The following is an 11,513-nucleotide window of genomic DNA, read 5'->3' on the forward strand; positions in this document are numbered from 1 at the left end:
GGTGAGCTGCGCGGACGCGGACTCCTCCACCAGCACCCGGGCCGGCACGCCCCGCACGAGGCGCCGCTGGACCGGCACCTGCGGGTACCGCTCCGACCAGCCCGCGAGCGACTCGGCGAGCGCCCGCTCCTCCTCCGCGATCAGCGCGTCGACGTCGTACGTCAGCGGCAGGACGTCGCCGGGGCCGACCGGCGTCGGGTAGAGCCAGGCGTGCACCGCTACCAGGGGCGTGTCCCGCTGCGCGGCCTCCTCGAAGGCGAACGCGATCGCCTCGTCGGACAGCTCCGAGCCGTCGACGCCCACCACCACCGGGCCGTCGGCGCGGGGCTCGCCGCGCACCACGAGCACCGGGCAGTCGGCCCGCGCCGACACCTGGACCGCCGCCGAGCCGACCAGCAGCTCGGCGAAGCCGCCGAGCCCCCGCGAGCCCAGCACCAGCAGGGCCGCGTCCTGGGACTCGCTCACCAGCACCCGGGCGGGGGAGCCGTCGACCAGCTCGCCGGTCACGTCGACCTCGGCGGAGACCTTCCTCGCCTCGGCCATCGCCTCGTCGACGACCTGCTCCGCCTGATGGCGCAGCCCCGCGTCCGCCGGGCCGTCGGGCGCCGGCCCGAGTGGCGCGCCGAGCAGCGGCCAGATGAAGGCGTGCACCACCCGCAGCGGGCGGTGCCGCGCCACGGCCTCCCGCGTCGCCACCCGGACCGCGTCCAGGGCGGAAGCCGAACCGTCCACGCCCACCACGACGGGGGCACCGGATCTGATGGTCATCACGTCCTCCTTCTTCGGCTCCAGCCTCCTCCGGCGCGGCCGTCCCGGTCAGGGCCGCCGGACCCGACCCCCGGGCCGTTGGTCCCGAACCCCCACCCCCGGCCGGCCAGGCCAGGGGAGCAGGGTGCGGCGATCCGCGGGCGGAGCAGGCGCATCCCGCCGTACCGCTGGCAGTTCGGGGCGGTCGCGGTGCGGCGCAGCACCGCCGTCGAGTTCACCGCCGACGGGGTGCGCCGGCTCATGGAGTCCGACGACGCCTTCGGCCGGCAGCTCACCACCCGCTTCATGAGCGTGGTGGTGGACCGCCTGCACGCGGCCCGGGGCCGCCTGCTGGACCTGTACGGCTACTCCCCGGTGGCCCTTCCGCCCACGGGCTGACCCCCTCCGGCCGCCTCCGGCGGCGCGGCGCGCGGGCCGGGCACGGGGGCCCGCGCGGGCCGGTCGGTGCGCGCCCGCGCCAGCAGGGCCCGCGCCCCGAGGGCCGCCACCACGGCCACCAGGGACAGGGCCGGCACCCCGCCCAGCAGGATCCCGGCGTGGTCGGCCACGTCCTGCGCGCGCAGCGGCACCGGACCGCCCGCCGCGTCGGCCAGCCGGGAGACCAGCCCCACCCCGGCGACGACCAGCGCGGCACCGGCCGCCACCGGCCCGGCGAGGTCCCGCCCGGTCGTCGCCGCCACCGCCACCGCCGTCAGCAGGGTCACCTGGAGGACGAGCGCCGCCGGGGCGTCCCACCGGGGGCCGAGGACGCCCCAGTCCACGGCCAGCGCGTCCGCCCAGGGCATCGGCGGCAGCGCCGCCGCCAGCACCGCGCCGGCCGCCGTCGCCGCCACGGCCGGGCGCAGCGCCGCCACCGTCGGCCGGACCCGGCGCAGCGTCACCACCAGCAGGACCACCGTGGCGAGCGTGAGCACGACGACCGCCCACAGCGGCGAGAAACCGGCGACGGCGACCCGGACGAACCCCCACGGCCCACAGCCGGCCCGGTACCGGCAGTCGAAGCCGTTCTCGATCGTCGCGAGCAGAATCTGACAGAGCAGCACCAGCGCGCCGGCCGCGACCGGCAGCACCACCGCGAGGTGGGCGCGCGACGGCGGCGCGGCCGGCGAACCGGGGCGGGTGGCCGCAGCCGCCCAGTGGCACAGCGCCACCGCGCCGACCGCGCAGACCGCGACGCTCGTGAGCACCGGCAGGTACGCCGCCGGCGGCCCGTACAGCAGCGGCCCGTACGGCGCCAGGAACAGCCCGGCGACCAGGCCGGCCGCGAAGACCAGGCCGACCCGCCACGGCCGGGCGGGCCGGCCGGTGAGCCGCCGCCCCCGGGCGTCCCGGCTCACCCCGAGGGCGAGGAACGCCGCGACCGGCAGCCCGACCACCACGAACTGGGCCAGCAGCGAGGGCCAGGACACCGCGTCCGGGCGGGGCAGCTCCAGCACGCCGCCGCGCATCAACAGGCTCAGGAGGAGCTGGACGTTGTCCAGGCCGACAGCGGCGAACACCCCGCCGGCCAGGACCTGGCCGAGGGGGAAGGCGAGCACCGTCACGCCCCCGTCGATCTCGGCGAGGCGCGCCGCCGTGGTGGGGTGCCGGCTCAGCAGCCGCTCCCGCAGGCCCCGGGGGCGCTCCCGGCCCCCGTGCAGGGCCGCCCGGATGCCGGCCGGATCCCCGCCGGCCGCCCGCAGGTCGGCCTGGTGCTCCCGGGCCCGGAAGAACGCCCGGACGACCAGCTCGGCGGCGACCGCCAGCAGCCCCGCCCGGACGAGGACCCCGGCGACCGTGCCGGCCCCGGGCGGCGGCTGCGCCCAGGCCAGCTCCGCCGCGAGCAGCAGCCCGGTCAGCAGCGCCGCTGTCCGGGCGGAGATCCGCAGCGCGGTGGCGGAGTGGTGGCGCAGCAGGTCGTGGTTCTGCACGTGGGCCAGCTCGTGCCGCAGCACGGCCTCGAAGACGCGCCGCCCCTCCTCGCCCTTGCCGGGCAGGGCCAGCAGCTCCGGCCCGCAGGCGACGTACGGCCGCGCCCCGGTGCCCCCGGTGAACGCCCGCCGGCCGAGGCCCGGCCCGAGCACCACCGGCACCGGCCGGGGCAGGGCGGCCGAGGCGAGCACCCGGTCGATCACCGGCTCGGCGGCGGCGAACACCCCGGGCTCCAGCGGTCGGGTCCGCCGCCGGTGCAGCCGGGCCTGCCACAGGAACAACATCGCGCCGGGCACGACCAGCAGGTTGAAGAAGTTCGACATCCGCAGGAACACCGACGTGCACGGGTACGCGAAGACGTCCAGCCCGCAGCCCGGCGGCACCAGAACGGTCATCCCGAAGACGACGGCGAGCAGCACGGCCGTGCTGGCCGTCAGCACTGCCAGCGGCAGCAGCAGGAACCCGGTGTCCGCCGCCCGGCCGCGCAGCATCCCGCCCGCCGCGCCGGCCGACCCGGTCACGACCCCGCCTCCCCGTCCAGCAGCAGCGCACCGACCACCGCGTCGGCGATGGCCCCGGCCAGCTCCGGCTCCACCCCCAGGGCGGCGGCCCGGTCGGCGGCCGTCGCCCGGACCTCGGCCAACTGCTCCCGGGACCAGCGCGGCGCGGCCGTCGCCTCCGCCGCCGGCGGGGCGGCGCGGCGTCGCCGCAACGCCCCGAACAGCCCCCGGGTGGCCCGGCCGCCGAGCTGCTCCAGCTCGCCCTCCGCGCCGCGCAGCAGCGCGGAGGTCACGGTGGCGCAGACCAGGGTGACCACCGGGGTCACCGTGGCCACCGCCTCCACCACCCCGAACTCCAGCCGCCCGCCCTCGGCGGAGCCGTCCGCGCCGGCCAGGTACGGGGCGGCGAGCAGGTCGAAGGCCGGCAACTCCTCGGGGGCGAGCCGGGTCACCACCGCGCGGGCCAGCGCCGCGGTCCGGTCGACGTGGTCGGGGCGGGATCGGATGCGCGCCATCCACCATTGGTAACGGTCCCGCGCGTTCCCCACCAGTGCCACCGGCCCCGCGCGTCGGTCGCCTTTCCGACCGATCCGGCCGACCACCTCGCCGGCGACCGACCCGGCCGACCTCGCCTGAGGGGTGCCCGGCCGACGGAGGTCGGCCCCTACCCGGGCGGCGGGTGCGCCGGCCTCAGCGGACGGTCAGGCCCCGGGCGGCGAACTGGCCCCGCACCCGCTCCAGCAGCTCCGGGGCGGGCGGCTCGGTGTCGGCGAGGGGGAACGTCAGCCCCAGCTCGGCGTACTTGTGCGCGCCGAGCCGGTGGAACGGCAGCACCTCCACCCGCTGCACGGTGGGCAGCTCGGCGGCGAAGTCGGCGACCCCGGCCACGTTCTCCTCCGCGTCGGTGAGGCCGGGCACCAGCACGAACCGGACCCAGATCGGCGTGCCCCGCGCGGCCAGCCGGCGACCGAACCGCAGGGTCGGTGCGATCGCGCCGGTCCGGGTCACCCGCCGGTACGTCGCCGGGTCCCGCGACTTGACGTCCAGCAGCACCAGGTCGGTGGCGTCGAGCAGGGCGTCGTCGGCGCGGTCGCCGAGGAAGCCGGAGGTGTCCAGCGCGGTGTGCAGGCCCAGGGCGTGGCAGCGGCGCAGCACCTCCCCGGTGAACCGGGGTTGCAGCAGCGGCTCGCCGCCGCTGAGCGTCACCCCGCCGCCGGCCACCGTCACGAACCGCCGGTACCGCTCGACCTCCGCCATCAGCTCGTCGACGGTGCGCCGCCGGCCGCTGCGCCCGTACCAGGTGTCCGGGCTGTGGCAGTACCGGCAGCGCAGCGGGCAGCCGGCCAGGAACGCGACGAACCGCGTGCCCGGCCCGTCCACCCCGATCGACACGTCCCAGGAGTGCACCGCCCCGGTCGGCTCCCGCACCGCCGCCCCGGCCGGGACCGGGGCGGCGACCTGCGGCCGGGTGTTCACAGCGCGCCGTGGAAGGTGCGGGCGACCACGTCGCGCTGCTGCTCCGGGGTGAGCCGGACGAAGTTCACCGCGTACCCCGACACCCGGATCGTGAGCTGCGGGTAGCGCTCCGGGTGGGACATCGCGTCGAGCAGCGTGGCCCGGTCCAGCACGTTGACGTTGAGGTGGAACCCGCCCGCGTCGGTGTAGCCGTCGAGCACCCCGGCCAGGTTCCCGATCCGCTCGTCGCGGGCGTGCCCCAGCCCGTCCGGGGTGACCGTGCCGGTCAGCGAGATGCCGTCGCGGGCCGCGTCGTACGGCAGCTTTGCCACCGACAGCGCGGCGGCGACCAGCCCGTGGGAGTCCCGCCCGTTCATCGGGTTCGCGCCCGGGGCGAACGGCTCGCCGGCCCGCCGCCCGTCCTGGGTGTTGCCGGTGTGCTTGCCGTACACCACGTTCGAGGTGATGGTCAGCACCGACATGGTCAGCTCGGCGTCGCGGTAGGTGCGCTGCCGGCGCAGCTTCTCGGCGAACGCCTCCACCAGCCACACGGCGATGGCGTCGGCCCGGTCGTCGTTGTTGCCGTACGTGGGCGGCTCGCCCTCGACGGCGTAGTCGACGGCCAGCCCGGTGTCGTCGCGCAGCACCTTCACGTGGCCGTACCGGATCGCGGCGAGGCTGTCCACCGCCACCGACAGGCCGGCGACGCCGGTGGCCATGAACCGGCGCACCGGGTGGTCGTGCAGCGCCATCTCCAGCCGCTCGTACGCGTACCGGTCGTGCATGTGGTGGATCACGTTCAGCGCGTCCACGTACGTCTCGGCCAGCCAGTCCAGCGTCCGGTCGTACGCGGCGAGCACCTCGTCGTAGTCGAGCGTCTCGCCGCCCACCGGCTCGGTCGCCGGGGCGACCTGGTCGCCGGTCAGCTCGTCCCGGCCGCCGTTGATCGCGTACAGCAGCGCCTTGGCCAGGTTCGCCCGCGCGCCGAAGAACTGCATGTCCTTGCCGACCCGCATCGCCGACACGCAGCAGGCGATGGCGGTGTCGTCGTCGTACGCGGGCCGGATCAGCTCGTCGTTCTCGTACTGGATGGCGCTGGTGTCCAGCGACACCTGCGCGCAGAACCGCTTGAACCCCTCGGGCAGCCGCGGCGACCAGAGCACGGTCAGGTTCGGCTCCGGCGCGGGGCCCAGGTTGTAGAGGGTCTGCAGGTAGCGGAAGCTGGTCCGGGTGACCAGCGGCCGGCCGTCGACGCCCATCCCGCCCAGCGACTCGGTGACCCACGTCGGGTCGCCGGAGAAGAGCTGGTCGTACTCGGGGGTGCGCAGGAACCGCACGATCCGCAGCTTGATCACGAAGTCGTCGACCAGCTCCTGCGCGCCGGCCTCGGTCAGCCGCCCCTCGGCCAGGTCCCGCCGCAGGTAGGCGTCCACGAAGTTCGCCGTCCGCCCCAGCGACATCGCCGCGCCGTTCTGCTCCTTCGTGGCGGCCAGGTACGCGAAGTACAGCCACTGGATCGCCTCCCGCCCGCTTCCGGCGGGGCCGGAGATGTCGTACCCGTAGGCGGCGGCCATCTCCTTCAGCTCGCCGAGCGCGCGGATCTGCTCGGCCAGCTCCTCCCGGTCGCGGATCACCTCGTCGGTCGACGGCCGCCCGTCCAGGGCCGCCTTCAGCTCCCGCCGCTGCGCCACGAGCCGGTCCACCCCGTAGAGCGCCACCCGGCGGTAGTCGCCGATGATCCGGCCCCGCCCGTACGCGTCGGGCAGCCCGGTGATGACGTGCGAGCGCCGCGCGGCGAGCACGTCGGCCGGGTACGCGTCGAAGACCGCGTCGTTGTGCGTCCTGCGGTAGCCGGTGTAGATCCGGTGCACCGTCGGGTCGGGCTCGTAGCCGTACGCCTTCAGCGCGGTCTCCACCATCCGCAGCCCGCCGGCCGGCATGATCGCCCGGCGCAGCGGCGCGTCGGTCTGCAACCCGACGATCAGCTCCCGCTCCCGGTCCACGTACCCGGGCGCGTGCGCGGTGATCGTGGACGGGGTGGCCGGGTCGATGTCGTACACGCCCCGCCGCCGCTCCTCGACGAACATCTCCGTCAGCCGCCCCCAGACGGCCAGGGTCCGCTCGGTCGGGCCGGTGAGGAACCCGGCGTCCCCGGTGTACGGCTCGTGGTTGCGGCGCAGGAAGTCCGCCACGTCGATCGTCGTGCGCCACGTCCCGTCGACGAAGCCCCGCCACGGGTCGCGGACGCGCTCGGTGCCGGTCATGGTCTGTCCCTCCGGGTCGTGGGCCGGTGCTCCCGGATCTCCCGGTCGCACCTCCAGCCTGCCCACCCCCACCGGCCGCCGGCAGAGTCCCCGGACCGCCCCGCCCGGGACCTTCGACCCGGCCCCGCACCGCCCCCGCCGGCCGCCGAGCCGCCCCGCCCACACAGGCCGCCGGCCCGGCCCGCCCCGCTCCGCCCACGCCGAGGCGGGCCGGTGGGCCGCGGCCTGCCGGTACCCTGCCCCGGTGACCGCCGAGAACCTGCTCCTGCGCCCGGTGCACGACGACGACCTGCCCCGCTTCTTCGCCTTCGAGCAGGACCCGGAGGCCAACTGGGTGGCGGCGTTCGGGCCCGCCGACCCGGCCGACCGGGCGGCCTTCGACGCGCACTGGCGGCGCATCCGCGCCGACCCGGCGATCGTCACCCGCACCGTCACCGTCGACGGCGAGGTCGTCGGCCACGTGGTCGCCTTCCCCGTCGAGGCGCAGACCGAGGTCAGCTACTGGATCGACCGCGCCCGCTGGGGGCGCGGCTACGCCACCCGCGCCCTCGCCGCGCTCCTGGCCGAGCTGCCGCAGCGCCCGGTGCGGGCCCGGGCCGCCAAGGACAACGCCGCGTCCCTCGCCGTGCTGCGCAGGTGCGGCTTCGTCGTGCGCGGCGAGGACCGGGGGTACGCCAACGGCCGGCGCGCCGAGATCGAGGAGTGGGTGCTCGAACTGGCCGACTGAGGATTCACCGCGCCCCGCGCGGGGCACAGTCAGCCGTGCCGCCGGTTCCGGGCGGCGCCGCGGTCGCACCGACCGGGGCCGACCTCGCGAGGGAGAGAACCGGGCGTGCAGAGCTACTGGAGCCAACTGGCCCTGGTCGGAGTCCTGGTCGTCCTCAACGCCGTCTTCGCCGGCAGCGAGATGGCGCTGGTCTCGCTGCGCGACAGCCAGATCCAGCGGCTGGAGCGGACCAGCCGGGCCGGCCGGGTGCTGGCCCGGCTCGCCAAGGACCCGAACCGCTTCCTCGCCACCATCCAGATCGGCATCACCCTGGCCGGCTTCCTGGCCTCGGCCGCGGCGGCCGTCTCCCTGGCCAAGCCGCTCGTGCCGCTGCTCGACTTCGTCGGCGGCGCCGCCGAGACGGTCGCCATCGTGGTGGTCACCCTGGCGCTGACCTTCGTCACCCTGGTCTTCGGCGAGCTGGCCCCGAAGCGGATCGCCATGCAGGCCGCCGAGCGCTGGGCGCTGCTGGTCGCCCGCCCCCTGGACCTGCTGGCCTCCCTCACCCGCCCGGCCGTCTGGGCGCTCGGCGCCACCAGCGACCTGGTGGTCCGCCTCGTCGGCCTGAACCCCAAGCACGAGCCGGACGAGATCGGCCCGGACGAGCTGCGCGACATCGTCGCCGGCAACCACGGCTTCACCAAGGAGCAGCGGACCATCATCGCCGGCGCCGTCGAGATCGCCGACCGGCGGCTGCGCGCCGTGCTCGTACCCCGGTTGGAGGTCTTCACGCTCGACAGCGGGACCACCGCCGAGGCCGCGCGGCTGGTGCTCGCCGCCACCGGGCACTCCCGCGCGCCGGTGGTGCGCCACGGCGGCCTCGACGACGCGGTCGGCGTCATCCACCTGCGCGACCTCGTCGGCGTCCCCGACGACCGGCCGGTCGACGAGTGCGCCCGCCCGCCGATGCTGCTGCCCGACTCGCTGCCGGTGGTCGACGCGCTGCGCCAGTTCAAGGCGGAACGGCAGCACATCGCCCTGGTCGTCGACGAGCGCGGCGCGGTCGACGGGATCGTCACCCTGGAGGACATCCTCGAGGAGATCGTCGGCGAGATCTACGACGAGACCGACCGGGACGTGCACGGCGTGCGCACCGAGGACGACGGCGCGCTGCTGGTGCCGGGGACCTTCCCCGTGCACGACCTGCCGGACGTCGGCGTCGAGCTGCCCGGCCGCCCGGTCGGGGACTACACCACCGTCGCCGGGCTGCTGCTGATCCTGCTCGGCCACATCCCGACCGTCCCCGGCGAGGACGTCACCATCGACGGCTGGCGACTGGAGGTCGCCGACATCGACCACCGGGCGATCACCGCGGTACGGCTGCGCCGCCACGCCGCACCGGGCGACCCGGAGACCGCCGACGACTCAGGCGACGAGGAGGCGGCGCACGAGGCTGCCCCAGCAGCCGACGGAGACGCCACGGACGGCGAACGCGCCCTCGGCCCGGCCCGCCGCTGACCCTCAGCCGCCGCCCGGCTCGCCGGTCGGGAACCCCGGCACCGGCGGGACCAGCCGGACCCGCCCGACCGGCGCCTCCCGGCTGCCCGGGCGAGCAGCGCCGCCAACCGGCGCAGCGGTCACGGCCCCGACGGGCGCCGGACAAGCGCACCTACTTCTCGAACCGGATATCCGGCCGGTCGGCGGGACGGGGCGCGCGGTTCAGTCCCCGGTGAGGTTCTGCAACCTCACCTGCCCCCGGGAGACCAGCCGCCCCGCGTCGTCGGTGATCTCCACCTGCCAGAGCTGCTGGCTACGGCCCCGGTGCACCGGCGTGCCGACGGCCGTCAGCTCGCCGGAGCGCACCGCCCGCAGGAAGTCCGTCTGGTTCGACACCCCGACCACCCGACCGCGCCCGCCCAGCCAGAGCGAGCCACCGATGCTCGCGGCGGTCTCCACCACCGAGCAGTACACGCCGCCGTGCTGGATGCCGTACGGCTGGTGCAGCTCGGGCCGGACCCGCCACCGGATGACCACCCGGTCCCCGCTCACCTCGTCGAACTCCAGGCCGAGCAGGGCCACGAAGCCCCCGGTCAGGTCGGGCGTCTCCACCACGGCAACTCCTCGCGTGTGAAAGGGGCACCAGCCTAGCCAACGGTGACCAGGGCCAAACCCGGTACGGCCCGGGCCGGGGGATGGGGGAGAATCGGTGACCGTGACCGACAGCAGCAGCCTCCCGCCCACCGGGCGGGACTCCCTGACCGAAGACCTGCAGTGGCGAGGCCTCATCCAGGACTCGACCGGCCCCGACGAGTTGCGCGCGCTGCTCGACGGCGGGGGAGCCACCTTCTACGTGGGCTTCGATCCGACGGCGGCGAGCCTGCACGTCGGCCACCTCATGCAGGTCGCCACCGCCCGCCGGCTCCAGCTCGGCGGGCACCGACCGCTGCTGCTCGTCGGCGGCGCCACCGGGCAGATCGGCGACCCGAAGGAGAGCGCCGAGCGCAGCCTCAACCCGCCCGAGGTGGTCGCCGGCTGGGTGGAGCGCATCCGCGACCAGCTCTCGCCCTTCGTCTCGTACGTCGGCCCGAACGCCGCGCGGTTGGTCAACAACCTGGACTGGACCGGCGAGATGTCGGTGGTCGAGTTCCTCCGCGACGTCGGCAAGCACTTCCCGGTGAACAAGATGCTGGCGCGGGAGGTGGTGAAGGCCCGCCTGGACAGCGGCATCAGCTTCACCGAGTTCAGCTACCAGCTCCTCCAGGCCAACGACTTCTTCGAGCTGCACCGCCGGCACGGCTGCCAGCTCCAGTTCGGCGGCTCCGACCAGTGGGGCAACATCACCGCCGGCGTCGACTACGTGCGCCGTCGGGGGGCCGGGCCGGTGCAGGCGTTCGTGACCCCGCTGGTGACCAAGGCCGACGGCACGAAGTTCGGCAAGACCGAGGGCGGCGCGATCTGGCTAGACCCCGAGCTGACCAGCCCGTACGCCTTCTACCAGTTCTGGCTCAACGCCGACGACCGGGACGTGACCCGCTACCTGCGGTACTTCAGCTTCCGCCCGCGCGAGGAGATCGAGGCGCTGGAGAAGGAGACCGCCGAGCGGCCGGCGGCCCGGCTCGCCCAGCGGGCGCTCGCCGAGGAGCTGACCACCCTCGTGCACGGCGAGCGGGAGATGGCCCAGGCCGTCGCCGCCAGCCAGGCGCTCTTTGGGCGGGGCTCACTGGAGGAGCTGACCCCGGAGACGCTGCGCGCGGCGCTGACCGAGGCCGGGTTGGTCCACCTCGACGAGCTGCCCGACGTCGCCGGGCTGCTCAGGGAGGCGGGCCTGGTGCCGAGCATGAAGGAGGCCCGGCGGGTCATCGCCGAGGGCGGCGCGTACGTCAACAACAACCGGATCACCGAGGTCGACGCGACGGTCGCGCCGGGGGAGCTGCTGCACGGGCGCTACCTGGTCCTGCGCCGCGGCAAGAAGTCGTTCGCCGGGGTCGAGCTGCGGCGATAGCCGCACGTCGACGAGGTGTGACGCGGGACGCCCCCGGCGGATTTGACGACCGATCCGCCGGGGGCGTAACTTTCTCTCTGCCAGCGCGGAACGGACGAACGGGGCGAAAGACCCGGGAGGCCGAGCGCGGGAATGAGTCTTCGGGAGCCGAGGGTTGTAGCCTTCGGAGCCCGGACCGGGCGGGGCCCCGGATCTGCCGCAGGGCGGATTTGGCGAGGCGAGACCGACCGGGTATGGTTCGACGCCGGTAGGGAACCGGGCGAGATTGCGGGAAACCGCAGCGGCCGGCCTGCCGGAACCCACGAACGAGGCGGCGAATGCCGGTGAGCGAGTGGTGCCCGCGATTCGGGTGAAGCGTGTCAGATCGGGATAGGCCGGTTTGACAGGGCGGAAACCGGAGGGTAACG

Annotated in this window: 10 protein-coding genes; 4 read left to right on the top strand and 6 right to left on the bottom strand. The window is 75.5% G+C overall.

Features of this window, described 5'->3' with window-relative positions:
- The coding region (locus LPU43_RS02945; protein WP_229398555.1) for a universal stress protein at nucleotides 1-768 on the bottom strand (768 nt) is incomplete at its 3' end.
- A 78-nt stretch (nucleotides 769-846) separates the two neighbouring features.
- On the opposite strand from LPU43_RS02945, the gene LPU43_RS02950 reads away from it, so the two are divergent.
- Nucleotides 847-1,146 carry a hypothetical protein gene (locus LPU43_RS02950; RefSeq protein WP_229398557.1) on the top strand — a complete coding sequence of 100 codons (300 nt, stop codon included), beginning with the start codon at nucleotides 847-849 and terminating at the stop codon, nucleotides 1,144-1,146.
- Here the strand turns inward: LPU43_RS02950 and LPU43_RS02955 are convergent.
- The 4 genes from LPU43_RS02955 to pflB all read right to left on the bottom strand — a co-directional run bounded on the left by LPU43_RS02955 (nucleotide 1,113) and on the right by pflB (nucleotide 6,898).
- The gene (locus tag LPU43_RS02955; RefSeq protein ID WP_229398642.1) at nucleotides 1,113-3,200 is read right to left on the bottom strand and encodes a M48 family metalloprotease; all 2,088 of its coding nucleotides are present in this window, start codon (nucleotides 3,198-3,200) and stop codon (nucleotides 1,113-1,115) included. The genes LPU43_RS02950 and LPU43_RS02955 overlap by 34 nt on opposite strands.
- Complete coding sequence (locus LPU43_RS02960) at nucleotides 3,197-3,694, bottom strand: hypothetical protein (protein ID WP_229398649.1); 498 nt, start codon at nucleotides 3,692-3,694, stop codon at nucleotides 3,197-3,199. The genes LPU43_RS02955 and LPU43_RS02960 overlap by 4 nt, the downstream gene beginning before the upstream one ends.
- Before the next feature lie 175 nt (nucleotides 3,695-3,869).
- On the bottom strand, nucleotides 3,870-4,655 hold the full coding sequence (pflA, locus tag LPU43_RS02965; RefSeq protein ID WP_229398559.1) for a pyruvate formate-lyase-activating protein: 786 nt from the start codon (nucleotides 4,653-4,655) through the stop codon (nucleotides 3,870-3,872).
- Nucleotides 4,652-6,898, bottom strand: a complete 2,247-nt coding sequence (gene pflB, locus LPU43_RS02970) for a formate C-acetyltransferase (RefSeq protein ID WP_229398561.1) — start codon at nucleotides 6,896-6,898, stop codon at nucleotides 4,652-4,654. Before pflB ends, pflA begins: the two co-directional genes overlap by 4 nt.
- A 244-nt stretch (nucleotides 6,899-7,142) precedes the next feature.
- Between pflB and LPU43_RS02975 the strand changes: the two genes are divergently transcribed.
- Both LPU43_RS02975 and LPU43_RS02980 read left to right on the top strand, forming a co-directional pair.
- Nucleotides 7,143-7,625, top strand: a complete 483-nt coding sequence (locus LPU43_RS02975) for a GNAT family N-acetyltransferase (RefSeq protein ID WP_229398562.1) — start codon at nucleotides 7,143-7,145, stop codon at nucleotides 7,623-7,625.
- A 105-nt stretch (nucleotides 7,626-7,730) separates the two neighbouring features.
- Nucleotides 7,731-9,122, top strand: a complete 1,392-nt coding sequence (locus tag LPU43_RS02980; RefSeq protein WP_229398564.1) for a hemolysin family protein — start codon at nucleotides 7,731-7,733, stop codon at nucleotides 9,120-9,122.
- 201 nt (nucleotides 9,123-9,323) lie between these two features.
- Here the strand turns inward: LPU43_RS02980 and LPU43_RS02985 are convergent, their stop codons facing one another.
- A complete protein-coding gene (locus LPU43_RS02985) occupies nucleotides 9,324-9,713 on the bottom strand; it encodes a PaaI family thioesterase (protein WP_229398644.1) in 390 nt (129 codons plus the stop codon).
- Nucleotides 9,714-9,816: 103 nt separating this feature from the next.
- On the opposite strand from LPU43_RS02985, the gene tyrS reads away from it, so the two are divergent.
- Nucleotides 9,817-11,106, top strand: a complete 1,290-nt coding sequence (gene tyrS / locus LPU43_RS02990; protein WP_229398647.1) for a tyrosine--tRNA ligase — start codon at nucleotides 9,817-9,819, stop codon at nucleotides 11,104-11,106.
- The last annotated feature ends 407 nt before the right edge of the window (nucleotides 11,107-11,513 follow it).

Origin of the sequence: Micromonospora okii (assembly GCF_020884795.1) — a bacterium.
Classification (GTDB): Bacteria; Actinomycetota; Actinomycetes; order Mycobacteriales; family Micromonosporaceae; genus Micromonospora; species Micromonospora okii.

Coding starts and splice junctions, on each gene's coding strand:
- LPU43_RS02960 (WP_229398649.1), bottom strand. CDS start 3,694: ATGGCGCGCATCCGATCCCGCCCCGACCACGTCGACCGGACCGCGGCG.
- pflB (WP_229398561.1), bottom strand. CDS start 6,898: ATGACCGGCACCGAGCGCGTCCGCGACCCGTGGCGGGGCTTCGTCGAC.